Source organism: Variovorax sp. UC122_21 (genome assembly GCF_044056785.1).
GTDB lineage: Bacteria > Pseudomonadota > Gammaproteobacteria > Burkholderiales > Burkholderiaceae_C > Variovorax.
The window spans coordinates 3,367,951-3,392,062 of sequence record NZ_CP172004.1 but is presented as its reverse complement, the minus strand read 5'-3'; the positions used below and the strand labels follow the sequence as shown (position 1 = coordinate 3,392,062).

General features: G+C 69.9%; 26 protein-coding genes and 1 pseudogene. 18 read left to right on the top strand and 9 right to left on the bottom strand.

Annotated features, from left to right (window positions below; translation table 11 throughout):
• Positions 1 to 19 precede the first annotated feature (19 nt).
• The 3 genes from motA to flhD all read right to left on the bottom strand — a co-directional run bounded on the left by motA (position 20) and on the right by flhD (position 1,904).
• Positions 20 to 877, bottom strand: coding sequence for a flagellar motor stator protein MotA (gene motA / locus ACHMXE_RS28315; protein WP_057591773.1), 858 nt, complete (start codon positions 875 to 877; stop codon positions 20 to 22).
• A 124-nt stretch (positions 878 to 1,001) separates the two neighbouring features.
• A complete protein-coding gene (gene flhC, locus ACHMXE_RS28310; protein WP_203205908.1) occupies positions 1,002 to 1,541 on the bottom strand; it encodes a flagellar transcriptional regulator FlhC in 540 nt (179 codons plus the stop codon).
• A 30-nt stretch (positions 1,542 to 1,571) separates the two neighbouring features.
• Positions 1,572 to 1,904, bottom strand: a complete 333-nt coding sequence (gene flhD / locus ACHMXE_RS28305; protein ID WP_057591771.1) for a flagellar transcriptional regulator FlhD — start codon at positions 1,902 to 1,904, stop codon at positions 1,572 to 1,574.
• 623 nt (positions 1,905 to 2,527) lie between these two features.
• Here flhD and ACHMXE_RS28300 point away from each other — a divergent pair.
• The 3 genes from ACHMXE_RS28300 (at position 2,528) to ACHMXE_RS28290 (ending at position 6,102) form a co-directional block, all read left to right on the top strand.
• Complete coding sequence (locus ACHMXE_RS28300; RefSeq protein WP_395347539.1) at positions 2,528 to 3,691, top strand: flagellin; 1,164 nt, start codon at positions 2,528 to 2,530, stop codon at positions 3,689 to 3,691.
• Positions 3,692 to 3,818: 127 nt separating this feature from the next.
• On the top strand, positions 3,819 to 5,783 hold the full coding sequence (gene fliD / locus ACHMXE_RS28295) for a flagellar filament capping protein FliD (protein WP_395347538.1): 1,965 nt from the start codon (positions 3,819 to 3,821) through the stop codon (positions 5,781 to 5,783).
• A 19-nt stretch (positions 5,784 to 5,802) separates the two neighbouring features.
• Positions 5,803 to 6,102 (top strand): flagellar protein FliT, encoded by a 300-nt coding sequence (locus ACHMXE_RS28290; protein WP_057591767.1) that lies wholly within the window; start codon positions 5,803 to 5,805, stop codon positions 6,100 to 6,102.
• 223 nt (positions 6,103 to 6,325) lie between these two features.
• Here ACHMXE_RS28290 and fliE read toward each other — a convergent pair whose 3' ends face one another.
• Positions 6,326 to 6,643: a flagellar hook-basal body complex protein FliE gene (fliE, locus tag ACHMXE_RS28285; protein ID WP_093341675.1), complete on the bottom strand. Its 318-nt coding sequence runs from the start codon at positions 6,641 to 6,643 to the stop codon at positions 6,326 to 6,328.
• Positions 6,644 to 6,803: 160 nt separating this feature from the next.
• Between fliE and fliF the strand changes: the two genes are divergently transcribed.
• The 13 genes and pseudogenes from fliF to fliR all read left to right on the top strand — a co-directional run.
• A complete protein-coding gene (fliF, locus tag ACHMXE_RS28280; RefSeq protein ID WP_395347536.1) occupies positions 6,804 to 8,555 on the top strand; it encodes a flagellar basal-body MS-ring/collar protein FliF in 1,752 nt (583 codons plus the stop codon).
• A gap of 15 nt (positions 8,556 to 8,570) precedes the next feature.
• Positions 8,571 to 9,563, top strand: coding sequence for a flagellar motor switch protein FliG (gene fliG / locus ACHMXE_RS28275; protein ID WP_395347534.1), 993 nt, complete (start codon positions 8,571 to 8,573; stop codon positions 9,561 to 9,563).
• A gap of 43 nt (positions 9,564 to 9,606) precedes the next feature.
• Positions 9,607 to 10,284 carry a FliH/SctL family protein gene (locus ACHMXE_RS28270; RefSeq protein WP_395347531.1) on the top strand — a complete coding sequence of 226 codons (678 nt, stop codon included), beginning with the start codon at positions 9,607 to 9,609 and terminating at the stop codon, positions 10,282 to 10,284.
• Positions 10,271 to 11,677 (top strand): flagellar protein export ATPase FliI, encoded by a 1,407-nt coding sequence (gene fliI / locus ACHMXE_RS28265; RefSeq protein ID WP_395347529.1) that lies wholly within the window; start codon positions 10,271 to 10,273, stop codon positions 11,675 to 11,677. The genes ACHMXE_RS28270 and fliI overlap by 14 nt, the downstream gene beginning before the upstream one ends.
• Positions 11,674 to 12,123 (top strand): flagellar export protein FliJ, encoded by a 450-nt coding sequence (locus ACHMXE_RS28260; RefSeq protein WP_395347526.1) that lies wholly within the window; start codon positions 11,674 to 11,676, stop codon positions 12,121 to 12,123. The genes fliI and ACHMXE_RS28260 overlap by 4 nt, the downstream gene beginning before the upstream one ends.
• On the top strand, positions 12,120 to 13,379 hold the full coding sequence (locus ACHMXE_RS28255) for a flagellar hook-length control protein FliK (protein WP_395347524.1): 1,260 nt from the start codon (positions 12,120 to 12,122) through the stop codon (positions 13,377 to 13,379). Before ACHMXE_RS28260 ends, ACHMXE_RS28255 begins: the two co-directional genes overlap by 4 nt.
• 108 nt (positions 13,380 to 13,487) lie before the next feature.
• A complete protein-coding gene (gene fliL, locus ACHMXE_RS28250; RefSeq protein WP_281081289.1) occupies positions 13,488 to 14,054 on the top strand; it encodes a flagellar basal body-associated FliL family protein in 567 nt (188 codons plus the stop codon).
• 12 nt (positions 14,055 to 14,066) lie between these two features.
• A complete protein-coding gene (gene fliM / locus ACHMXE_RS28245; RefSeq protein ID WP_395347521.1) occupies positions 14,067 to 15,053 on the top strand; it encodes a flagellar motor switch protein FliM in 987 nt (328 codons plus the stop codon).
• Positions 15,043 to 15,408: a flagellar motor switch protein FliN gene (gene fliN / locus ACHMXE_RS28240; RefSeq protein ID WP_093341686.1), complete on the top strand. Its 366-nt coding sequence runs from the start codon at positions 15,043 to 15,045 to the stop codon at positions 15,406 to 15,408. Before fliM ends, fliN begins: the two co-directional genes overlap by 11 nt.
• A gap of 25 nt (positions 15,409 to 15,433) precedes the next feature.
• Complete coding sequence (locus ACHMXE_RS28235; protein ID WP_057591756.1) at positions 15,434 to 15,730, top strand: flagellar biosynthetic protein FliO; 297 nt, start codon at positions 15,434 to 15,436, stop codon at positions 15,728 to 15,730.
• The gene (fliP, locus tag ACHMXE_RS28230) at positions 15,711 to 16,463 is read left to right on the top strand and encodes a flagellar type III secretion system pore protein FliP (protein ID WP_395347519.1); all 753 of its coding nucleotides are present in this window, start codon (positions 15,711 to 15,713) and stop codon (positions 16,461 to 16,463) included. Before ACHMXE_RS28235 ends, fliP begins: the two co-directional genes overlap by 20 nt.
• Positions 16,460 to 16,729 (top strand): flagellar biosynthesis protein FliQ, encoded by a 270-nt coding sequence (fliQ, locus tag ACHMXE_RS28225; RefSeq protein ID WP_203205919.1) that lies wholly within the window; start codon positions 16,460 to 16,462, stop codon positions 16,727 to 16,729. Before fliP ends, fliQ begins: the two co-directional genes overlap by 4 nt.
• A gap of 19 nt (positions 16,730 to 16,748) precedes the next feature.
• A pseudogene (gene fliR / locus ACHMXE_RS28220) lies at positions 16,749 to 17,516 on the top strand (flagellar biosynthetic protein FliR); the annotation flags it as partial.
• A 3-nt stretch (positions 17,517 to 17,519) separates the two neighbouring features.
• On the opposite strand, the gene ACHMXE_RS28215 reads toward fliR, so the two are convergent.
• From ACHMXE_RS28215 to ACHMXE_RS28205, 3 genes are all read right to left on the bottom strand, one after another.
• The gene (locus ACHMXE_RS28215; protein WP_209544969.1) at positions 17,520 to 18,047 is read right to left on the bottom strand and encodes a nucleoside 2-deoxyribosyltransferase; all 528 of its coding nucleotides are present in this window, start codon (positions 18,045 to 18,047) and stop codon (positions 17,520 to 17,522) included.
• A gap of 128 nt (positions 18,048 to 18,175) precedes the next feature.
• Positions 18,176 to 19,576 carry an alkaline phosphatase PhoX gene (locus tag ACHMXE_RS28210; protein ID WP_395347518.1) on the bottom strand — a complete coding sequence of 467 codons (1,401 nt, stop codon included), beginning with the start codon at positions 19,574 to 19,576 and terminating at the stop codon, positions 18,176 to 18,178.
• Positions 19,577 to 19,827: 251 nt separating this feature from the next.
• The gene (locus tag ACHMXE_RS28205; protein WP_395347516.1) at positions 19,828 to 20,667 is read right to left on the bottom strand and encodes a helix-turn-helix domain-containing protein; all 840 of its coding nucleotides are present in this window, start codon (positions 20,665 to 20,667) and stop codon (positions 19,828 to 19,830) included.
• 66 nt (positions 20,668 to 20,733) lie between these two features.
• On the opposite strand from ACHMXE_RS28205, the gene ACHMXE_RS28200 reads away from it, so the two are divergent.
• Positions 20,734 to 21,135 (top strand): helix-turn-helix domain-containing protein, encoded by a 402-nt coding sequence (locus tag ACHMXE_RS28200; RefSeq protein WP_395347515.1) that lies wholly within the window; start codon positions 20,734 to 20,736, stop codon positions 21,133 to 21,135.
• Positions 21,136 to 21,138: 3 nt separating this feature from the next.
• A complete protein-coding gene (locus ACHMXE_RS28195; protein WP_395347514.1) occupies positions 21,139 to 21,390 on the top strand; it encodes a hypothetical protein in 252 nt (83 codons plus the stop codon).
• Here ACHMXE_RS28195 and ACHMXE_RS28190 read toward each other — a convergent pair.
• Positions 21,323 to 21,826: a hypothetical protein gene (locus ACHMXE_RS28190; protein WP_209544973.1), complete on the bottom strand. Its 504-nt coding sequence runs from the start codon at positions 21,824 to 21,826 to the stop codon at positions 21,323 to 21,325. The genes ACHMXE_RS28195 and ACHMXE_RS28190 overlap by 68 nt on opposite strands.
• A 115-nt stretch (positions 21,827 to 21,941) precedes the next feature.
• Positions 21,942 to 23,960, bottom strand: coding sequence for an ABC-F family ATP-binding cassette domain-containing protein (locus ACHMXE_RS28185; protein ID WP_395347513.1), 2,019 nt, complete (start codon positions 23,958 to 23,960; stop codon positions 21,942 to 21,944).
• Between the last annotated feature and the right edge of the window lie 152 nt (positions 23,961 to 24,112).

The following is a 24,112-nucleotide window of genomic DNA, read 5'->3' as shown; positions in this document are numbered from 1 at the left end:
GCCTCTTGCGCTGGGCGCTCTACTTCTTCTTCACGTGGGTCTCGAGCTCGGTGAAGCTCGGCCGGTCGGTCGAGAACAGCACCTTGCGGCCGAACTCGATCGCGGTCGTGGGGTTGTAGCCCTGCATGCTCGCCAGCAGGGTGGTCTTGATGCACTGCAGTTCCTTGGTGCCTTCCTCGGCCTTCTGCTCGAGCAGGCCGCCCAGCGGCTCGACGATGGCGTAGGCCAGCAGGATGCCCAGGAAGGTGCCGACCAGCGCCGAGCCGATCATGGCGCCGAGCACCGCCGGCGGCTGGCCGACCGAGCCCATGGTGTTCACCACGCCGAGCACCGCGGCCACGATGCCGAAGGCCGGCAGGCCGCCGGCCAGCCGCGCGATGGCGGCCACGGGCGCATGCGATTCCTGGTGGTGGGTCTCGATCTCGCTGTCCATCAGCGACTCGATCTCGTGGCTGTTGAGGTTGCCCGAGGCCATCATGCGCAGGTAGTCGGTGGTGAACTCGACCACGTGGTGGTCCTTGGCCACGTTCGGGTGCTTCTGGAACAGCGGCGAATCCTGCGGCGCCTCGATGTCCTTCTCGATCGACATCAGGCCTTCCTTGCGCGCCTTCTGCAGGATGTCGTAGAGCAGCGCCATCAGCTCGAGGTAGCGCGCCTTGGTGTACTTGGAACCCTTGAGCGCCGTCGGCAGCGCCTTCAGCGTGGCCATCAGCACCTTGCGCTGGTTGTTCACCACGAAGGCGCCGAGCGCGCCGCCGCCGATCACCATCAGCTCGATCGGCAGCGCATGCAGCACCACCCCGATGTTGCCGCCATGGATGATGTAGCCGCCGAAGATGCAGCCCAGCGCGACGAGGTAACCGAGGATGACGGACATGGGGCGATACGAGTTCCTGGAACCCCTATTGGGCCTCGGAGCCGCCCCGCGCATTCCATGAAAAAAGGGCCCTGCGGGGGCCCTTATCTTCTGTTTGCCGGCTGGCTCGCGGCATTCGCCGCGCTCACTGCAGCTGGATGCCGCCCGCGCCCGAGCCCTTGCCGGCGCGCGCCGGCGGTTCGCACAGGCCGCAGACGAAGTGCTGCGCGTTCTCGTAGGGCTCGGTCACGAAGTGGCCGCCGCAGCGCGAGCAGGGCGTCATGGCGAGCATCTGGTTCTCCATGAAGCGCACCAGCCGCCAGGCGCGCGTGATCGACAGCTGCGGCTCGAGGCCGCAGGCACCGGTCTGCTCGGTGTACAGGCCGTAGGCCTTGATCAGCGCGTCGACCGGCTCGAGCTCGCTGGTCTTGTTGAGGTAGGTGTAGATGTTGTGGAACAGCGAAGCGTGGATGTTCGGCTGCCAGGTCAGGAACCAGTCGGTCGAGAAGGGCAGCTGGCCCTTCGACGGCGACTTGCCCGCCACTTCCTTGTAGAGGCGCAGCAGCCGTTCGTACGACAGCTCGGTCTCGCTCTCCAGCACCTGCAGGCGCGCGCCCATCTCGATCAGATGGACCGCGCGCTCGATCTGCCGGGACTCGCCCAGCACGCTCTTCGGATTGGCCATGCCTTGTCAGCTCGCGGAATGCGCGGCGCCTCAGTACGAGGTTTCCGCGAAACGGCTCGACATGACGATGTTGGCGTGCAGCTTCAGCGTCTCGTCGTTGGCCGTGCGGGTGCGCACGTTGTGGTTGGTGAGCAGGCCCCAGACCATGTCGTCGGTGGCACGGAAGCGGCACAGCAGCATGTTGCTGGAGGCCAGCTTCATGATCTGCGCCGGCGACAGCGTGTCGATGAGGTCCGCGGATTCCTCGGAAATGCCGAGCCGGAACAGGGCCTGCGCCTTGTCTTCCCGGATGAGGCTCTGCGCCAGCATCAGGTAGGTGAGGTTGGCTTCCTTGATCTCGGCGAGCAGCTGTTCATTGGTCATGAGTGCCTCCTCCTAGGCGGGCAAAAGTGCCCTTGGCGACCGTGTACTTTCAGTTTAATCACAAATGTCAGACTCAGTAAACATTTGTTAAAAATGTACCGCAGTAGGCGGATTCCTACAAAAAAACTTTGCCCCGGGATGCCTCGATGGTGAGTGCTTGCAACCATCGCGCCCCAGAAACGTGACTTGGTTATCTCAAATGAATACTAAGGCACTCCGAGTGAAAGTCTTATTTCGACAGTCATAGATAAATCTATCGAGAGTCGGACATCCATGGCTTCCGTTTCGCGGTTTACAAGCTGTTAACGAGTGTGACCTGATGTGGTGCACAGACCACGAAATCCCGTGGGGGCAAAGTTGTCTTGCGTGGTGGGGAAACTACGGGTTTCCGTGGGGGTAACACGCGGAACATGGTGGCCCCCGCGGCGCAATCGCCGCCGCACCCCTCTGCATCCGCTCGGAAATCTTGAGGGTGCGATCGCAAAAATAAATCGCTAAAGAGCTGGCTGGGACCCACCGAAAACCAGTGCAACGGGCCTTGCACCAGGGTTCGTCAGGCAGCCAGCGCTTCGCTGGCGCGACTTTGGCAGCGATGCCCGACTTATCAGTTTGAAGGAGCTCTCATGGCCTCGATCATCAACACCAACATCAGTTCGCTCACCGCGCAGCGCAACCTCTCGGGCAGCCAATCCTCGCTGGCGACCTCGATGCAGCGCCTGTCCTCGGGCCTGCGCATCAACAGCGCCAAGGACGACGCCGCCGGCCTCGCGATCTCCGAGCGCATGACGGCCCAGATCCGCGGCCTGACGCAAGCCGGCCGCAACGCCAACGACGGCATCTCGCTGGCGCAGACGGCCGAAGGCGCGCTGAGCACCATCGGCAACAACCTGCAGCGCATCCGCGAACTGGCCGTGCAGTCGCGCAACGCCACCAACTCGACCGAGGACCGCGCCTCGCTGCAGAAGGAAGTCACGCAGCTCAAGAGCGAGATCGACCGCGTCGCCAAGCAGACCTCGTTCAACGGCACCAAGCTGCTCGACGGCAGCTTCAACGCCCAGTCGTTCCAGGTCGGCGCCAACCAGGGCGAGACGATCTCGATCGACTCGATCGCCAACGCCAGCATCACCGCGCTGGGCAGCTGGAACAGCGTCGACACCTACTCGGCCACGGTGACCGGCGGCGTGCCCGCGGGCTTCGGCGGCATCACCGCCAACGCCTTCACGATCAACGGCGTGGGCATCGGCGCGGTCAATGCCGGCACCGACGCGGCCACGCAGGGCGCCAATGTGGCGGCCGCCATCAACAAGAAGTCCAGCGAGACCGGCGTGGTCGCGACGGCCGCCGCCAGCGGCGCCATCACGCTGACCTCGAGCGGCAGCAACGCCATCAACATCGGCGGCACGGTGACCAACACCGGCCTGACCGCCGGCCAGACGGCCGCGACCGTCACCGCCGCGGGCAGCGCGCAGACCGGCTTCAACAACCTGACGGTCGACACGGTGGACGGCGCCGACAACGCGATCCTCGCGATGGACGCCGCGCTGAAGGCCGTGAACTCCTCGCGCGCCGACCTCGGCGCGATCCAGAACCGCTTCGAATCGGTGGTCTCGAACCTGTCGACCTCGGCCGAGAACCTGACCGCTTCGCGCAGCCGCATCCAGGACGCGGACTTCGCGGCCGAAACCGCCAACCTGTCGCGCGCCCAGGTGCTGCAACAGGCCGGCACGGCGATGGTGGCCCAGGCCAACCAGCTGCCGCAGACGGTGCTGTCGCTGCTGCGCGGCTAAGGCAGGAACAGGGGGCCGAAGGCCGGCCTCCTGCACGCTTCATCGCGGGGCGGCGAACGGACAATTCCGTTCGCCGCCCCGTGTTTTTTCCGTGGGCGCGAGGCGATTCCAGCATCGGAGAAAAGACATGGCCAGCATCACATCGACGGGCATCGGCAGCCAGCTCGACGTCGAATCCATCATCACGCAGCTGATGGCGATCGAGAAGAAGCCGCTGACCGCGCTGCAGACCACGGCGAGCACGCTCGACAACAAGATCTCGGCCTTCGGCACGCTCAAGTCGCAGCTCTCGGCACTGTCCGACGCGGCCACCAAGCTGGCGGCCGCCGCGACCTGGAACGCCAAGACCGCCTCGAGCTCGAACGCGACCGCGCTGAGCGCCAGCGTCACCAACGCCGGCGACGCCGTGGCCAGCAGCTTCACCATGCAGGTGTCGCAGCTCGCGCGCGCCCAGGCCGTGTCCTCGAACGCGGTGGCCACGGGCACCGGCTTCGGCCTCGGCACCCTGAGCATCCAGCTCGGCGACTGGAACGACACCGACACCGGCGGCCCGAACTTCGTGGCCGGCGACAAGGCCGCCATCGACATCAGCGTGAACGAGGGCGACAGTCTCTCGACCATCGCCTCCAAGATCAACGCGGCCGGCGCGGGCGTGAGCGCCACCGTGCTCAAGGACCTCTCGGGCGAACGGCTGATGCTGCGCTCCAGCAGCACCGGCGAGGCCGCGGGCTTTCGCGTCACGGCCACGCCGCTGGGCTCGGGCGACGGCGCCGACCTCGGCCTGCTCGCCTTCGATGGCGCGGGGCAGGGCATGGGCGCCAACCCGGTGCAGTACGCACGCAATGCCGAGGCCACCATCAACGGCGTGACGATCCGCTCGGCCACCAACGTGCTGGCCGACACCGTGCCGGGCGTGAGCCTCACGCTGTCGCAGGTGACGACCTCGCCGGTCGAGGTCGCCGTGACCACCGACACCTCGGGCCTGCGCGGCACGATCCAGGCCTTCGTGACCGCCTACAACACGATGAACCAGACGCTGAACTCGGCCACCGCCTACGACGCGGCGAGCAAGACGGCGGCGCTGCTGCAGGGCGATTCCACGGCCGTGAGCCTGCAGAACGCGCTGCGCAGCCTGGTCGGCTCGCCCTCGGGCGGCGGCGCGATCCAGCGCCTGAGCGACCTCGGCATCACGGTCGCCAAGGACGGCGCCGGCAACCTCGCGGTCGACACCGCCAAGCTCGACGCGGCGCTCAAGAACCCGGCCGCGGTGCAGCAGTTCTTCGCCGCGGCGCAGAACACCATGGACTCCAGCGCGACCGGCTTCGCCACCCGGCTGTCGGCCTTCACCCAGGCCGCGATCGCCACCGACGGCACGCTCGACACCCGCACCCAGTCGCTCAAGGACCAGCGCAAGGACAACGACAAGAGCCAGGACAACCTCAACGACCGGCTGACCCTGACCGAGAAGCGGCTGCGCGCGCAGTACACGGCGCTGGACACGAAGATGGCCTCGCTGACCGCGCTCAACACGTACATCACCCCAGCAGGTGGCGCAGTGGAACAAGTCCACCAGCTGAGGCGCCGGTTTTCGGGCCCGCGCCGGGCCCGCGGGCCTCAACTTCCGCACCGGAATGCCGATAAAGAAGGCATAGACACCGGAACAGGAAGCCGCACCATGTACACCTCGCCCGCAGCCCGCGCCGCCCAGGCCTACTCCAGAGTGGGCGCCGAATCGGGCGTGGACGCCTCGACCTCCCCGCACCGGCTCATCGAGCTGCTGTTCGACGGCCTGCTGCAGTCGATCCACGCCGCCAGCGGCGCGCTGGCGCGCGGCGACATCGCGGCCAAGGGCCAGCAGATCATGCGGGCGGTGCGATTCCTCGAGGAGGGCCTCAAGGGTGGGCTCGACGAGGCCCGGGGTGGAGAACTCGCGGTTACACTCCGCGCGTTGTACGACTATTGCATCAATCGCCTGACGGTCGCCAACCTCCGCAACGACGGGGCGGCCCTGGCGGAAGTGGCCTCGCTGATCGCACCGGTCGCACAGAGCTGGAAACAGATCGGGCCCTCCCAGCCCGCGCAGGCCGCCTGAGGCGTCCTTGGAGTCCTTCATGCAAGAGCGACTGCTCGACTACTACAAAGCGATCGAAGCCGCGAGCAAGCAGATGCTCGAGGCCGCCCGCATGGAAGACTGGGAAGGCGTGGTGCGCTGCGAAGGCGCCTGTGCCGTGCTGATCGAACAGCTGCGCTTCAAGGCCACCTCGCTCGAGCTGCCGCGCACCGACCGCGCCGAGAAGACCCGCGTGATGCAGCGCATCCTGCGCAACGACGCCGAGATCCGGCTCCTGGCCGAGCCGTGGATCGCCGACCTCGACCATCTGTTCGATTCGCGGCTGCAGCTGATCCACTGAGGCTGGGGCGCGAAGGCGCCGGCCGGCGGAAGAACAAAAAGCCGTTGGAAGAACAAAAAACCGTTCACGCTGAGCTTGTCGAAGCGCCGCGCAAGGCTTCGACAGGCTTAGCCCGAACGGTGGACGAAGACCCGGAGGCCGAACGGTGGACGAAGACCCGGAGGCCGAGCGGTTGTCGAGGATCGGGGAGCCGAACGGTTCTCGCGGATCGAAGCGATCCGCCTCACACCTGCATGTTCATGATGTCGCTGTAGGCCTGCACCATGCGGTTGCGCACGTGCATCGTGGCCTGGAAGCCGATCTGCGCCTTCTGGATCGCGACCATGGTCTGCTCCAGGCTGACGTTCGGGTTCTCGAGCTGAACCTCGCGCTGCAGCGCGCCGGCCTGGTTCTGGGCCGCGCTCACCGACTGCAGCGCGCCCGAGAGCGCGCCGGCGAAGCCGCCGCCGCTGCCCTCGGCGGCCGAGGGCGCGGTGCGCGCCGTGCGCGCGAAAGCCTGCGCCGGGGTGGGCGAAGTCAGCGGTGCGAGTCGGAGGTCCATGGGCACCGATGCTACGGGCGCTCGGCCGAGCGCGATCGCGGGGAAATGGGCAGGAAAGCAGCCCTTTATCGGGCTTATGTGGGACGGGGTCGGCCCGAATAATCGCAGCGAGCACGAAGCGCCTTCCGCGCCGTGCGAACCGACCCGCACCGCCGAGCCCATGTCCACCGCCGTCGCCGAACTTCCCGCCGCCCAGCCCGCGTCCCTTGCCGCCCCGGCCTGGCAGGGCCGCCTCGCGTCGCTCGACCGGCGCCAGCGCCTGCGGCTGGCGATCGGCGCCGCGCTGCTGGTGGCGCTGGCCGTGGCCGCCATCGTGATGGGCCGCCAGGCCGACTGGCGCGTCCTCTACGCCAACCTCGGCGACAAGGACGGCGGCGCGATCGTCGCCCAGCTCGCCCAGATGAACGTGCCCTACAAGTACACCGAGGGCGGCGGCGCTGTGATGGTGCCGGCCGACAAGGTGCACGACGTGCGCCTGCGCCTGGCCTCGCTGGGCCTGCCCAAGGGCTCGGTGGCCGGCTTCGAGCTGATGGAGAACAACCGCTTCGGCATGACGCAGTTCCAGGAGAAGCTGAGCTTCCAGCGCGGCCTCGAGGGCGAGCTCACGCGCTCGATCCAGGGCCTGGCCTCGGTGCAGAGCGCGCGCGTGCACCTGGCGCTGCCGAACCAGAACGGCTTCTTCCGCGAGCAGCAGAAGCCCTCGGCCTCGGTGCTGCTGACCTTGCACCCGGGCCGCACGCTCGAGCGCAACCAGATCGCGGGCATCGTGCACCTGGTGGCCTCCAGCGTGCCCGAGCTCGCGCCCTCGGCCGTGAGCGTGGTCGACGACAGCGGCAAGCTGCTGTCGCAGACCGGCGACGGCGCCGCGGGCGGCGCGGGTGCCGGCGAGGGCCAGCAGCTCCAGTACGTGCAGCAGATCGAGCAGCAGTACATGCGCCGCATCCTCGACATCCTCGAGCCGGTGGTGGGGCGCCAGAACGTGAAGGCGCAGGTCACGGCCGACGTGGACTTCTCGCAGAGCGAGGCGACCATGGAGGAGCACCGCCCGAACCAGGCGGCCGAGGCCGGCGCCGTGCGCAGCCAGCAGACGGTGGAGACCACCGGCCCCGGTGCGGCCGGCGCCACGCCGCCCGCGGGCGTGCCGGGCGCGACCTCGAACCAGCCGCCCGGCGCCTCGTCGGCCCCGGTCAACGGACCGGCCGCGGCGCTCGCGCCCGCCGGCGCCGCGGCGGGTGCCGCGGGCGCGGCCGCCCAGCGCCCGCCGGGCAAGCGCGAGTCCACCATCAACTACGAGGTCGACAAGACCGTGAAGACCGTGCGCAGCGCCACCGGCCAGATCCGCCGGCTCAGCGCGGCGGTGGTCGTCAACTACCAGGGCGTGGCCGACGCCGCGGGCAAGGTGGTGCCGACCGCGCTGTCGGCGCAGCAGGTCGAGCAGATGACGGCGCTGGTGCGCGAGAGCATCGGCTTCAACAAGGAGCGCGGCGACTCGGTGAACCTGATGAACACGCCGTTCCTGGTCGACGCGCCGGTGCAGGTCGAGCTGCCGCTGTGGAAGCGCCCCGAGATCCTGGAGCTGGCGCGCAGCTTCGCCTGGCCCGTGGGGCTGGTGCTGATCGGCGCGATCGTGCTGCTGGGCATGGTGCGCCCCGGCCTCAAGGCCATGGCCGCGGCCAAGCCGCTGCCCGGCAGCATCACGCCGGCGCTCGGCGGTCCCGCCGCCGGCGGCCAGCTCAACGCGATGGTGGCCGACACGCCCGAGCGTCCCGCGCTCGGCGCGCCCGAGGCGGTGGCCGTGCCCTCGCCGCAGGAGCAGGTGCCCGAGCAGATGCGCCTGGAGGGCGCGCGCCAGATGGCGCGGCAGAACCCGGTGGCGGTGGCGAACATCGTCAAGACCTGGGTCCACGGCTGAGCGGAAACCAGGCACATGGACGAACAGGGACTCAACGACGCGGCGATTCTTTTGATGTCGCTCGGCGAACACGAAGCCGGCGAGGTGCTGCGGCACCTGTCGCCGCGCGAGGTGCAGAAGATCGGCGAGACCATCGCCAAGACCCGCGCGGTGTCGCGCGAGCGGCTCGGCGAGGTGGCGGACCGCTTCATCACCGCCACCGCGGGCCAGAGCCTGTTCGCGGCCGACACCGGCGACTACGTGCGCTCGGTGATGCGCCACGCCCTCGGCGAGGAGAAAGCCTCGATCCTGGTCGACCGCATCCTGCAGACCGCCGACCTCAGCGGCATCGAGAACCTCAAGTGGATGGACGCGCCCTCGGTGGCCGAGGTGCTCAAGCTCGAGCATCCGCAGATCGTGGCCGCGATCCTGGTGCACCTGGAGCCCGAGCATGCCTCAGCGATCCTGCTGCAACTGCCCGACCTGCAGCGCGCCGAGGTGCTGCTGCGCGTGGCCACGCTCGAGGGCATCCAGCCGGCCGCGCTCGAAGACCTCAACGAGGTGATGTTCCGCGTGCTCTCGGGCGGCGCCAAGGTGCGCAAGCCCTCGCTGGGCGGCCCGCGCACCGCGGCCGGCATGATCAACCTGCTGGGCAGCGGCGCCGATGCGCAGGCCATCGCGGCGATCCGCAACCACGATGCCGAGCTGGCGCAGCAGATCGCCGACCTGACCTTCGTCTTCGACGACGTGATGAAGCTCGACGACAAGTCGCTGCAGCTGGTGATGAAGGAGATCGCGTCCGAGACGCTGATCGTCGCGCTCAAGGGCGCGGCGCCGCCGCTGCGCGATAAGTTCCTCTCGAACATGTCCTCGCGCGCGGCCGAGGCGCTGCGCGAGGACCTCGAGGCGCGCGGTCCGCTGCGGCTGTCGGAGGTCGAGGCGCAGCAGAAGGAAATCCTCAAGGCGCTGCGCCGGCTCGCCGACGAAGGCCAGATCATGCTGGGCGGCGGCGATGGCGGGTTCGTCTGATGGGCGCGCGCATGGCCGTCGCTGAACCGACCGGAGCGAGCCGATGAGCCGCGGCGCCTTCATCCGCGGCGAGGACGTCGCGCGCTTCGCGCGCTGGCAGTTCGCAGCCGTCGGCGCCGAGGGCAACGTGCTCGGCGGCGTGGTCGATCCCGAGGCGATCGAAGAGGCGCGCCAGCAGGGCCGCGACGAGGGCTATGCGGCCGGCCGCGCCGCCGCGCAGGCCGAGGCGCGCGAACAGATGGAGGCCTACCAGGCCAATGAGGGCCTGGAGGCCGCGCAGCGCGTGGCCGACTTGCTCGCGCGCGCCGAGGCGCAGCTGGCCGAGGTGCAGCAGGAACTCGCGCGCGGCACGCTCGAGATCGCCTGCGCGCTCGCGCGCCAGGTGCTGCGCCAGGAGATCGCGACCCGGCCGGCCGTGCTCGAGCCGGTGGTGCGCGAGGCGCTCGCCATGCTCGCGGTCGATGGCAAGGCCAGCACCGTGCGGCTGTCGCCCACCGATTTCGAGCGGCTGGGCGTCGCGCTGCGCGCCGAGTTCGAGAGCCAGCCCGTGAGCGTGGTGGCCGACGCCGGGATCGCGCCCGGCGACTGCCTGGTCGAGTCGGCCGGCACCGTCATAGACGGCGGCGTGGCCACGCGCTGGTCGCGTGCGGTCGCGGCGCTGGGCCTGGCGATGCCGTGGCACGACGACGCCGCGCCGAAGGACCCGGATGCGGCTGGCTGACCCGCTCGACTGGCGCCAGTTCATGGCCGACGCGCAGGCGCGGCTGGCGCACGACGCCGGCCTCGAGGCGCGCGGCACGCTGACCCGGCTGACCGGCCTGGTGCTCGAGGCCTCGGGCATCCGAGCGCCCGTGGGCTCGCAGTGCCTGGTGCGCATGGGCAGCCAGCCCGCGGTGCTGGCCGAGGTGGTGGGCTTCTCGAACGACCGCGCCTTCCTGATGCCGGCCGGCGAGGTGCAGGGCCTGTCGAGCGGCGCCAGCGTGGTGCCCGCCGCGCCCTATGTGCCGGTGCCGCGGCTCGGCGAGGCCGATCCCGGCATCGCGCCGCGCGTGGGCGCGCTGCGCCTGCCGCTGGGCGACGGCCTGCTGGGCCGGGTGGTCGATCCGCAGGGCCATGTGCTCGACGACCTGGGCCCTTTGACCGAGGTCAGCGCCGAGCCGCTGGACCGCGCGCCGATCAACGCCATGGACCGCGACCCGGTGCGCGAGCCGCTCGATACCGGCGTGCGCGCGATCAATGCCTTGCTGACCGTCGGGCGCGGCCAGCGCATCGGCCTGTTCGCCGGCTCGGGCGTGGGCAAGAGCGTGCTGCTCGGGATGATGGCGCGCTACACCGCGGCCGACGTGATCGTGGTCGGCCTGATCGGCGAGCGCGGCCGCGAGGTGAAGGAATTCATCGAGGACATCCTCGGTCCCGAGGGCCGCGCGCGCTCGGTGGTGGTGGCGGCGCCGGCCGATTCGCCGCCGCTGCTGCGCATGCAGGGCGCGAGCTACGCGACCGCGGTGGCCGAGCATTTCCGCGACCAGGGGCTGCACGTGCTGCTGCTGATGGACTCGCTCACGCGCTATGCGATGGCGCAGCGCGAGATCGCACTGGCGATCGGCGAGGCGCCGGCCACCAAGGGCTATCCGCCCTCGTGCTTCGCCAAGCTGCCGCGACTGGTGGAGCGCAGCGGCAACGGCCTCAACGGCGTGGGCTCGATCACCGCTTTCTACACCGTGCTGTCGGAGGGCGACGACCAGCAGGACCCGATCGCCGACGCCGCGCGCGCCATCCTCGACGGCCACATCGTGCTGTCGCGCGCGCTGGCCGAGGAGGCGCATTTCCCGGCCATCGACATCGAGCAGTCGGCCTCGCGCGTGATGCACAACGTGGCCTCGGCCGGCCACCTCGAATGCGCGCGCCACTTCCGCGCCATCTACTCGCGCTACCGCAAGAGCCGTGACCTGGTGCGCGTGGGCGCCTATGCCGCGGGCAGCGACCCGGCGCTCGACCAGGCGATCCGGCTGCAGCCCGCGATGACCGCGTTCCTGCAGCAGCGCATGCACGAGAGCGCACCCTTCGATGTCAGCCTCGGCGGCATGGCGGACGTGCTCGAGGGACGCCAATCATGAGCGGCCTCGAGATCGCGGCCGACATGGCGCGTGATCGACGCGATGCCGCGGTGCAGGTGCTCGCGCAGGCGCGCCAGAAGTGGCTCGCGGGCCAGGTGCAGCTCGACCAGCTCGAGAGCTACGCGCAGGAATGCACCGCGCGCTGGGCCACGCGCTCGCTCAACTGCACGCCCGAGCTGATGCGCCACCACTACCAGTTCATGGAGCGGCTCGACCACGCGATCGCGCTGCAGACCGGCATCGTGCGCGAGCTCGGCCAGGGCGTGGAGCGCGCGGCCGTGCCGGTGCGCGAGGCCGAGGCGCGGCTCGAGAGCCTGCGCCAGCTGGTGCGCTCGCGCGAACGCGAGCTGCAGCTGCAGGCCGACCGGCGCGCGCAGAAGCAGACGGACGAACAGGCGGCCTTGCAGCACCGGCGGCACGGCGAACGGTCGGAGGAATGGCGATGAGCGTCGAAGTCGCGCGGGCGAGTGCCGATCCGTTGATGCCCGTGCGCGCGCCGACCGCGCGCGAGCGTGGTGGCGCGGCCGATGCCTTCGATCGGGCGCTCGAGGGCGCGAATGAATCGCAAGCCTCGGAGGCGGCGGAAGCCGCGGACGAGGAGGGCGCTTGCGTGCCGGCGAAGACGCCGGCCGCGGGGGCCGTGAAAGAGGACGAGAAGGCCGACGAGGCAACGCCCGGCGCAACCGCGATCGCGCCCACCCAGCCGGCCGTCGAGCCCTGGATGCTGTTGGCGCAGGGCGCTTTCGTGAGTCGCGAGGGCAAGGCGGGGTATGCGCCCGTTGCAACGAGTGAGGTCGCGGTCGATGCCGTGAACGGCGGCGGCGCGGGACCGAAGCCGGCCAAGGGCATGCCCGCGCCGCCGGCGGTTTCCACGCCTGGCACCGCGCGGGATGCCGCCGCCGATGCGCCCGCCGCGCCTCCCGCCAAGTCGAATGGCGCGGCGACCGCGCGCAGCATGGCGCAGCGCCTGGCCAACCTCGCGGCGGCCGATGGCGCGGCAGCGCCCTCACGCACCGCACCATCGCAGGCCCTGCCGCCGAAGGAAGAACTCGCCGCCGCCTCGCTCTCCGCGCAGGCGCGAACGATCCAGGCCGCGGTGACGGAAACCGTCGCCACCGTGGCCGCGCCGCGCCGTGCCGAGAAAAGCACCGAGCGCGGCAGCGCCACGGGCACGCTCGTCGATCCCGGCAGCGCGACGGCGGGCACGTCTTCCTCCGCCTCGGCATCGTCGGCCTGGATGGCCCCCGTCGATCCCGCGTCCGCCGCGGCCTCGGCCGGCGGCGCCGTGCTCGCCGATCGAATGACCGAGCAGGTCAGCTGGTGGCTCGCGCAGAAGTCGCAGGGCGCCGATGTCTCGCTCGAGCTCGCGCCGGGCCAGACCGTGTCGTTCAGCGTGCAGGTGCAGGGCAACGAGGCGCAGATCGCCTTCCGCAGCGACCAGCCCGAGGTGCGCCAGATGCTGGGCCAGGCCGCGGCGCAGCTCAAGGACCTGTTCGGGCAGGAAGGGCTGCTGCTGTCGGGCGTGACCGTGGATGCGCAGTCCGCGGGCACGCAGCAGCGCGGCGAGGGCGAAGGGCGTTCCGATGCGCGCGGCGTGGTGCGCGGCGTCGCGCGGCTCGGCGCGGCCTCCGCCTCGGCCCCCGCGCCGGCGGTCGTGCGCGCGCCGCTGCCGGCGGGGCGCGCGCTCGATCTGTACGTCTGAGCGGTTTTCCCCCCTTTTTATCCGCCCCTTCCCGCGGCCCTCGCGATCGAATAATCGACCGCACGAGGATGGCGATGGCCGCCGTCCGTGCCCCGAAGGAAATCCACCGTGTCCGCCAAAGCCGCCGACCCCGCCATGGCCAATGCCGCGCCGCCGCCCAAGGGCAGGATGAAGCTCGTCCTGGGCATCGTCGTCGCCGTGCTGCTGGCCGGCGGCGCGGCCGCGGGCGGCACCTGGTTCTTCCTCCACAAGAACGGCGCCGCTGCGCCGGCCGCCGCCGCCGAGTCGGAGCCCGAGCCCGATGCCAAGCATGCCGACGCCACCTACCTGGCGCTCGAGAACCTGATCGTGAACCTGGCCGACCCGGGCGGCGAGCGCGTGGCCCAGATCGGCATGACGCTCGACGTGAAGGACGAGAAGACCGCCGCGCGCCTGAAGACCTTGATGCCCGTGGTGCGCAGCCGGATGCTGATGCTGGTGTCGCAGCGCACCTCCGAGGAACTGCTCAAGCGCGACGGCAAGGAGAAGCTGGCCGAGGACGTGATGATCGAGGTGACGCGCGTGCTCAACCCCGAATCGGCACGCGGCGACGACGACGAGGCGCCGCGCCGCAGGAAGCCGCGCGCCAACGGCCCGGTGCGCGGCGTGCTGTTCTCCAGCTTCATCGTGCAGTGAGCCGAAGCGCCCATGAGCAGCAGCGAACAGGACACCGCGACCGCGCCCGAGGCCGCCCCCGCCGACAGCGCCGAGCGCCTGGCCGACGCGGCCGCGCGCGACTACGACATCACGGCCGGCGAGGAGCGGCTGGTGCGCCGCCCCATGCCCACGCTCGACGTGGTGCACGACCGCTTCGCGCGCAACCTGCGCCAGGGCCTGTTCCAGCTCGTGAGCCGCAGCGCCGACATCGCGATCGAGCCGGTGCAGCTGCTGCGCTTCTCCGATTTCCTCGGCGCCTTGCCGCTGCCGTCCAACTTCAACATCGTGGCGATGCCGCCGCTGCGCGGCCGCGCGCTGGTGGTCTGCGAGGCCACGCTGATCTCGGCGCTGGTCGATGCGCTGTACGGCGGCTCGGGCACGGTGCATGCGCCGATCGAGGGCCGCGACTTCTCGCCGACCGAGCAGCGCGTGATCCAGCGCGCGCTCGGCGTGGTCTGCAACGCCTACAACACCGCCTGGCAGGACGTGTACCCGCTCAAGCTGGTGCCCGACCGTTCCGAGACGCACGTGCAGTTCGTCGACGTGGCCGCGCCCGGCGACACGGTGCTGGTCAACCTGATCAAGGTCAGCGTGGCGGGCGTCACCGGCCACATCCACGTGTGCCTGCCCTATGCCTCGCTCGAGCCGATCCGCTCGGTGCTCTACGGCGCGCAGCAGGCGCGCGAGATGGCCGAGGACCGGCGCTGGGTGACCATGCTCACGCGCGAGATCCAGGCCGCCGAGGTCACGCTGGTGGCCGAGCTGGCGCATCCCGAGGTCACGGTGGCGCAGCTCATGAGCATGAAGCCCGGCGACTTCATCCAGTTCGACCGCCTGCCACAGCTGGTGGCCTCGGTCGAGGGCGCTCCCGTCTTCATCTGCCACTACGGCACCCACAACGCGCGCTACGCCTTGCGCATCGACGAATGCCTGCGCGGCGACGACCCGCACTGGCTTGGAGGTTCACATGTCCACTGATCAAGCCACTCCCGACAACGCCGCCGGCGGCTGGGCCGAGGCGCTCGAGGAAGTGCCCGCGGGCGCCGCCGCTTCGGGCGCGGCACCGCTGCAGGACATCCAGCGCGTGCTCGACATCCCGGTGCAGCTCTCGGTGGAGCTGGGCCGCAAGAAGGTGCCGATCAAGCAGATCCTGCAACTGGGCCAGGGCTCGATCGTGGAGCTCGACACGCTCGCGAGCGAGCCGATGGACGTGCTGGTCAACGGCTACCTCGTCGCCCAGGGCGAGGTGGTGGTGGTCAACAACAAGTTCGGCATCCGGCTGACCGACGTGGTCGCGCCGGCCGAGCGGCTGCGCCGGCTCAACCGGGTCTGAGGCGGCTTTTCCTCCGTTTGCCTTCATGACGCAGAGCCTGCTCACCATCGTCGTCTTCATCGGCCTGATCTGCGCCGTGCCTTTCGTGCTGCGCCGCCTGCAGCAGCGCCGAGGGCTCGGCGCGGCCGGCGCGGGCGGTTCGGCCTCGCGCCTGCTGTCGGCGGTGGCGGTCGGGCCGCAGCAGCGCGTGGTGACGGTCGAGGTCGGCCCCGAGGGCGCGCGGACCTGGCTGGTGCTGGGCGTGACGGGCCAGTCGATCACCTGCCTGCACACGCTGCCGGCCGCGTCTTCCGAGGTGCCGCATGCGCAGCTGCCGCGCTAAGGGGCTCGCGGCCGTCGCGCTGCTGGCCGCGCCCGCATTCGCCTTCGCGCAGGAGGCCGGCGGCCAGCTGCCGCTGCTGGTGGGCTCGGGCAGCGGCGGCACCAGCTTCTCGGTGCCGGTGCAGACCTTGCTGTTCTTCACCGCGCTGTCGTTCTTGCCGGCCATCGTGCTGATGATGACGGGCTTCACGCGCATCGTGATCGTGCTGTCGCTGCTGCGCCAGGCGCTGGGCACGCAGTCGGCGCCGCCCAACCAGGTGATCATCGGCCTGTCGCTGTTCCTCACGGTGTTCGTGATGGGGCCGACGCTGGACCGCGTCTACGACGAGGCCTACAAGCCCTACAGCACCAATGCCATCGGCTTCGAGGAGGCGCTCAAGCGCGCCGAGACGCCGATGCGCCAGTTCATGCTCAAGCAGACGCGCCAGAGCGACTTCGCGCTGTTCGCGCGGCTGGCCAAGCTGCCGGCCGACGTCAAGGCCGAGACCGCGCCGATGCGCGTGCTGATCCCGGCCTTCGCGACCAGCGAGCTCAAGTCGGCGTTCCAGATCGGCTTCATGATCTTCATCCCGTTCCTGGTGATCGACATCGTGGTCTCGAGCGTGCTGATGTCGCTCGGCATGATGATGCTGTCGCCGGTGCTGGTCGCGCTGCCGTTCAAGCTCATGCTGTTCGTGCTCGCGGACGGCTGGAACCTGCTGATCGGCTCGCTCGCCGCGAGCTTCGCCACATGAACGCGCAGATGGTCCTGACCATGGGGCAGGAGGCGCTGGTCATGCTCCTGACCGTGTCGCTGCCCGTGCTGCTGGTGGTGCTGGTCGTGGGGCTGGTCGTGAGCATCTTCCAGGCCATCACGCAGATCAACGAGGCCACGCTGGCCTTCGTGCCCAAGCTGGTGGCGGCCGTGGCGGTGCTGGCGCTGGCCGGGCCGTGGATGCTCGCCACGCTGGTCGACTACATCCGCCGCGTGATCGAGTCGATTCCGCAGATGGTGCTGTAGCGCGCCTTCCCCGCCTGCCGTGCTGACCTTCACCGAAGCCCAGCTCATGGCCTGGGTCACGCCCGTGCTGTGGCCCTTCCTGCGCGTGCTGGGCGTGTTCACCACCGCGCCGGTCTTCTCCTCGCGTGCCTTTCCGGTGCGCGCGCGCATCGGGCTGGCCTTCATGATCGCGCTGTGCGCGCAGGCCACGCTCGACACGCCGCCGATGATCGGCCTCAACGACGCCGCGATGCTCGGCACGCTGGTGCAGCAGGTGGGCATCGGCATGGCGATCGGCTTCTCGGTGCGCATGGTGTTCGCGGCGGTGGAGTTCGCGGGCGAACTGGTCGGACTGCAGATGGGGCTGAACTTCGCCTCCTTCTTCGACCCCGTGAGCAGCGGCCAGACCAGCGCCGTGTCGCGCTTCTTCGGCAACATCGCGGTGCTGTTCTTCGTCGTGATCAACGGCCACCTCACGGTGCTGATGGCGGTGATCCGCAGCTTCGAGGCCTTCCCGGTCGGCGGCAGCCTGCTGCAGGCGCTGGCGCGCACGCGCATGCACGAGCTGGGCACCGAGCTGTTCGCGAGCGCGATGTGGATCGCGCTGCCGATGATCGGGCTCCTGCTGTTCGTCAACTTCACGCTGGGCATCGTCTCGCGCGTGGCGCCGCAGATGAACATCTACGCCATCGGCTTCCCGGTCACGCTGACCGCGGGCCTGGCCGGCATCGCGCTGGTGCTGCCGATGATGGAGCAGCCGCTGCTCGCGCTGATGGAGCGCATGATCACGACCGCCGCGGGCGGCCGCTGGTCAGCCCAGTCGCTGCTGCAGCAGGTCGAGCGCTTCCTCGGCCGTGCGCGCGATGCGGATCGAGCAGGCCAGCATCAGGTTGAGCGGCAGCTCGAAGCCCTCGACCGCCATGCCGTTCGCGTCGCGCAAGGTGCCGTCGGCATCGCGCCGCGTGGGCAACGCCGTTTCGACGCGCGCCGCATAGCTGCCCTCGGGAATGCCATAGCCCACCACCGGCAGGCCCAGCGCGATCGCCACCCCGACCTCGAACACCGTGCCCGAATCGGGCTCTGTGCCGCGGAACGGCGACAGGTCGGCGATGACGCCCGAGGCGCGGCGCAGCAGCGCCATGTTGGTGTCGTAGATCGCCTGCGCCACCTCGGCCGGCGGCGTGGCCGGCCCGCTCGCGTCCTCGGCCGGCGGCAGCGCCTCGAGGCCGCGCGCCGCGCAGGCCTCGACCAGGCGCTGCAGGCGCGCCGTGGCATCGACGCGAAAGACATCGGGGCCGGCGAGGTAGACGCGCCGCACGCGGTCGGAAGGAGCGTTCATGCGACGAGTATGCGGCGGCGGGGCATGCGCGTGCGTAGGGCGATGCGCATTGGCATGCCGACGCGGGCGAAAAAAGGCCCGGACGAACCGGGCAGAGTCTGCTCGCAGGAATGGCGTGCCGTGCCGCTCTACTTCGCGGGCGAAGGCAGCGTGATCTCGAACGTGATGCCGCCGGTGCTCGAGCCGCTGGTGCCGCGCTGCGAGCTGAAGTACAGGCGCGTGCCGTCGGGCGAGAGGGCGGGGCCGGTGACTTCGCTGTCGTCGTGGCCCTCGAGGCGCATCAGCGGCTGGGAGGTGCCGGCCTCGATGCGCAGCACGCCGATCTCGAGGTTGCCCGCGTCCTCGGCCACGAGGATGTCGCCGAGCGCCGAGATCGTCAGGTTGTCGGGCTCGTCGATCGAGTGCGTGGCCGGGTTCTTGTCCTTGCCGTCGTAGATCACCTCGAGCGTCTGGTTCAGCGTGTCGTAGGCCCAGATGCGCGCATTGAACGAGGTCACGAAATAGACGATGCCGTTGAAGAACCAGATGCCCTCGGCCTTGGTGAAGATGGCGCCGGGCGGTGTGAGGCCGCCGGTGCGCATGGCGCTGCGCACGCCGGCCTGCGCCTTCTCGGGATTGATCACGTCGAGCCATTCCACGGGCTGGGGCGTGCCGTAGTCCTTGAGCTTGGCGTAGTCGGGCGCGGCAAGGTCCACGTCGTTCACGATGCCCTTGACCTTGAGCACCTCGAGCCGGCCGCTCTTCATCGCGGGACGGGCCGCGCCTTCGGGCCAGTCGCTGGCGTCGCAGACGAAGCGATACACCCGGCCGCCCGATGCGTCCTCGGTCAGGTAGAGCGTCTTGTGGACCGGGTCCACGCAGACCGCCTCGTGCGCATAGAGGCCGAGCGCGGGCAGGCTGGGCGCGCTGTTGGCGTCGACCCAGGGCTTGGCGGGATCGCACTCCCACACCATGCCGCTCGAATGCTCCTCGCACGAGAGCCAGGTGCCCCAGGGCGTGGGGCCGCCGGCGCAGTTGGTGGAGGTGTTTTTGAGCACGGCGTAGGAATCGACGACCACGCCGTTCCTGTCGAAGCGCAGCGCGCCGACGCCGCCGTTCTTGCTGCCGACCTCCGAGTTGCTCAGGTAGATCCAGCCACCGTCGGGGCCGGGGTAGACCGCGCCGCCATCGGGCGCGGCATGCCAGGCATAGCTGCCCGCGGCCGCGGTGCCCGAGCGCGCGACGATGCGCGAGCTGAAGCCCTTGGGCAGCCTCACGCCGTTGGCGTCGGGCGCCTGCAGTTCGGAGAACTCGGCGAACGGGCTCTTCTTCACGGGCGGCGCCGGGGGCGGCGGCGCGGGCGGATCGCCCGCGGGTGGCGGGCTCGGCGGCAGGGCGCCGATCGGCGGGAAGGCCACGCCGTCGCCACCGCCGCCGCAGGCGGCGAGGAAGGCGGGCAGCGTGACCGCACCGGCGGTGGCGAAGCTCTGGCGCAGGAAGGCGCGGCGCTGGGGCAGGTCGAGGGGAATCGTGGGGAAGGCTTTTGTCATGTTCCGTGCATCGTGAAGTCAGGTCGCGGTCAGGGAAGACCGGGCGCGATTCTTCGGCGGTGCGATGGCAGAACGATGACGCCGGACGCGGGGCGTCGCGGAAAAAAAACAGCCCGCACGAGGCGGGCTGGAAGGTGACCTGCGGAGGAGGGAGGATCAGAGGTACAGGTCACAGGGAGAGCCCTTAATGTGCTCTGCGAACCTGCATGCAACCTGACCTCGCGCCCCGTTTCGCATTCCTGGAGGATTGCTCATCCTGGGCTCATTCTTCGGAAGCCGGCCCTCGATTCAGTCCTCGTCTTCCACTTGCCGATGATCGTGCCCAGCACGGTGAAGGCGAGCCGGATCGGTTCGTGCGCGGGATTGAGCGGCTGCAGCCAGCGCCGTCCGTCCTCCTGCTTGAAGGCCTTGAAGGTGACCTCGCCGCTGGCATCGAGCCTGGCGATGATGCGTTCGCCATCCATGGGCTGCACGCGCTGCGGGTCGACGAAGATGATCGCGTCGACGGGGTAGCTCTTCAGATGGCCGCTGGGCGCGGTCATGCTGTCGCCGCGCACGCGCAGCGCATAGGCGAGTTCGCTGTGGCGGCTCACGCAGGGAATCCACATCTCGGCGGGCACCGGTTGCGGCGGCGGCGCGGGTGGCAGCATGCCCTTGCGCAGTTCGCGCACGTTCAGCGGCAGCGGCGGCGGGGCCGGCGGTGGCGGTTCGGGGATGGTGGGGCCGGTCCAGGTGGCGGCCTGTTCCCAGCTGATCAGCGGCACGGTACCGGGCGTGCCGGGGCGGTAGAAGGGGATCGGCGGCGGCACGCGCGTCACGCGGTAGGGGCCGTCGCGCTCGCCCGTGATGTCGGCCGAGCGCGGCAGCGCGGCTTCCTCCCAGGGGGCGCGCCCCTCGCCCGTGACCAGCCAGATCGGATCGCAGCGGTAGGCGCGCGCGAGTTGCACCAGGCCCGAGGGCCGCACCGTTTCTCCGCGTTCGATCTTCGAGATGTCGGATTGCCGCACGCCCGAGTGCTCCTCGGCCTGCCGCTGCGTCAATTTGGCGTATTTGCGAGCCGCCAGCGCCCGTGCCGCAAGGGGATCTTCCATGGGCGCGAATTTAAGCGTGAAGGAATATTCACTCTCAACTTTAGAATGGGCGAAAGGGAGTCAGCCATGAAGCCTCAAGAGCTCGTACTGGCGCTGCGCGCCATGGGACTTACGCAGAAGCAGATCCAGAAACGGACCGGCATTCCGCAACCGACCATCAGCAAGATCGGGCGCTACGGCGAGCGCGACGTGATGCTGCGCACCTACGACGCGCTGCTCGCCGCCTACGAGCAGCAGCTCAAGGAAGGGCCGGTGGCGCCGGGGCCGGGCAGGGGCCGGCCATTGTCGCGCGCCATGCCGGCCGAGCCCGCGATTTCCGAACCGGCACCGGTGACGCCGGCCCCCGCGCCCGCACCGGTGGCGGCCAGGACCGGCAGCTCGTCGCGCCGCCGGCCCGCGCCGGCCCCGGTGGTGTTGCGACCCTTTCCGCGCGGCCCGCTGCCCTGGCCCGCGATGCACCGCGATTGAGCCATGCACCGCGGCGTCGCGCCGGGCCTCGAGTTCGAGGGCGTGTTGCGGGGACTGCTGATGCTGGTGTCGGTCGCCGTGATCTGCGTGGGCTGGCAGGCCGGCGATGTGCTGGCATTCGGCCTCGGCGGCTTCGGCCTGGCGCTCGGCGTGGCCCTGGCGCTGGCCGCGCCCGACCGCGAATCGCTCAGGCGGACGCGGGCGCTTCGGCGGGCGGCAGCGCGAGCACGGTGCGCACGCGCACGCAATCCTTGATGTGCTGTTCGCCCAGCGCGCGCAGCGCCGCATAGCCGAGGGCGGCCGACACCACCTGGCCGGCGATCGGCACGTACTTGGTGGCCTGCTTGGCCGTGAGCCGCATGCCCGCATGGCGCGCGAGCTTGATCAGCAGCTCGCGCGTGACCAGCCGGCCGACCAGCAGCGCGCCGACGGTGGTGGCGGCCTTCTGCACGCGCTCGCGCTGGTGGGTGCCCAGGCGATCGATCTGGGTCACCGAGAGCCCGAATTCGGCGCTGATCTGCGGCACGAGTCGCGAGAGCAGGGCGGCATCGGCCATCCAGTCCACACCGGGCAACGGCACCGCGCTGGCGGCCGCGGCGATCAGCGCCTTGCGCCCGAGCAGGCGCCGGCTGCGCTGGATGGCGGCGATCAGCTTCTCGTCGCCCTGGGCCAATTCGATGGCGGATGGCATGCGGTGCACCTCCCGGGTGGTCGTCGGATGGATGGGGATCTTCCGATAGATGGTCCGACCGGGCGGTGGTTCAAGGCCCGAAGGCGTTACAGGCGGTTCAGGGGTATCAGGCCCGTCACGCGCTCAGGGCTTCGAGCTGGTCCGACAGCGCGAGCCAGCGTTCCTCGAGCTGGCCGATCTCGTCGTTGAGCGCCTTGAGCCGCTTGCCGGCCTCGGCGATCTCGGCCGGCGGCAGCGGCTCGGCCAGCCGGGCCTCGAGCGCCGTGCGCTCGCTGCCGGCCGCGGCCATGCGCTCGTCGATCTTCGTGAGCTCGCGCTTCAGCGGCTTGGCCTGCTCGCTGCGCTGCTGGCGCTCCTGGGCGTCCTGCTTGCGCTGCTGCGGGTTGCGCGACGCGGCCGCGGGCGCCGCCACGGGCGCCGGCGCGGGCGCTGCGACCGGCGCTGGCGCCGGAGCCGCGGCGGCGGCCGCGTTCGCCACCTTGGCCTCTTCGCGCAGCCGCTTGGCCTCGTCGAGCAGGTAGCGCTGGTAGTCGTCGAGGTCGCCGTCGAAGTCGCCGACCACGCCGCGGCCCACGAGCCAGAACTCGTCGCAGACCGAGCGCAACAGCGCGCGGTCGTGGCTCACGAGCATCAGCGTGCCCTCGAACTCGTTGAGCGCCACGGCCAGGGCCTCGCGCGTGGCGAGGTCCAGGTGGTTGGTGGGCTCGTCGAGCAGCAGCAGGTTGGGGCGCTGCCAGACCATCATCGCGAGCACCAGCCGCGCCTTCTCGCCGCCGCTCATGGTGCCCACGGGCTGCTTCACCATGTCGCCGCTGAAGTTGAAGCTGCCGAGGTAGCCGCGCAGCGCCTGTTCGCCGGTGGCCTCCTTCACGCTGCTGCCGAGCTCGCGCGCCATGCGCACCATGTGCTCGAGCGGGTTGCTCTCGGGGTGCAGCACGTCGAGTTCCTGCTGCGCGAAGTAGCCGATGTTCAGGCCCTTGCCCTCGGTGACCTGGCCGGCCAGCGCGCCCATCTCGCGCGCGATGGTCTTCACCAGCGTCGACTTGCCCTGGCCGTTGGCGCCCAGGATGCCGATGCGTTGGCCCGCGAGCACCGAGCGGTTGACGCCGCGCAGGATGGTCTTGGGTTCCTCGTTCTCTATCTCGTAGCCGAAGCTCGCGTTGCTGATCGACAGCATCGGGTTCGGGATGTTGCCCGGCTCCTTGAACTCGAAGCTGAAGTCGGCCTCGGCCAGCAGCGGCGCCACGCGCTCCATGCGCTCGAGCGCCTTCACGCGGCTCTGGGCCTGCTTGGCCTTGCTGGCCTTGGCCTTGAAGCGGTCGATGAACTTCTGCAGATGGGCGATCTTGTCCTGCTGCTTGACGAAGGCCTGCTGCTGCTGCTCCATCTGCAGCGCGCGCATGTCCTCGAACTTGCTGTAGTTGCCGCCGTAGCGCGTGAGCTGGGCGTTGGCGATGTGCAGGGTCACGTCGGTCACGGCGTCGAGGAACTCGCGGTCGTGGCTGATGACGATCATGGTGCCCGCGTAGCGCTGCAGCCAGGCTTCGAGCCAGACCAGGGCGTCGAGGTCCAGGTGGTTGGTGGGTTCGTCGAGCAGCAGCAGGTCGCTCGGGCACATCAGCGCGCGCGCGAGCTGCAGCCGCATGCGCCAGCCGCCCGAGAAGCTGTTGACCGGCGCGTCGAGTTCGTGCGCCTTGAAGCCCAGGCCCAGGATCAGCGCCTGCGCGCGCGGCACGGCGTCGTGCTCGCCGGCATCGGCCAGGTCGGTGTAGGCATGGGCCAGCTCCATGCCGATGTCGGCGTCGTCGGGGCTCGCGGTGTAGGCGGCCTCGATGGCGGCCAGCGCTTCGCGCAGCTCGGTCAGGCGGGTGTCGCCGCCCACCACGAAATCGGTGGCCGACTCCTCGGTCTCGGGCATGTTCTGCGCGACCTGCGCCATGCGCCATTGCTTGGGCACGGAGAAATCGCCGCCGTCCTCGTGCAGGGTGCCGTTGAGCAATGCGAACAGGGTGGACTTGCCCGCGCCGTTGCGGCCCACCAGGCCGACTTTCTCGCCGGGGTTGAGGGTGACGGTGGCGCCGTCGAGCAGGACCTTGGCGCTGCGGCGAAGAATGACGTTCTTGAGAGTGATCATGAAATGGAGCCCAACCTCGGATTATCCGAGTTGGGCCGAAAGGGGGACGGAATACGGGTACCGGACGCAGAGGACGCGAAGATTTCGCGAAGGTCGCAAAAAAGAAATTTCCTGGTTTCTTTCGCGTCCTTCGCGAAATCTTCGCGTTCTTC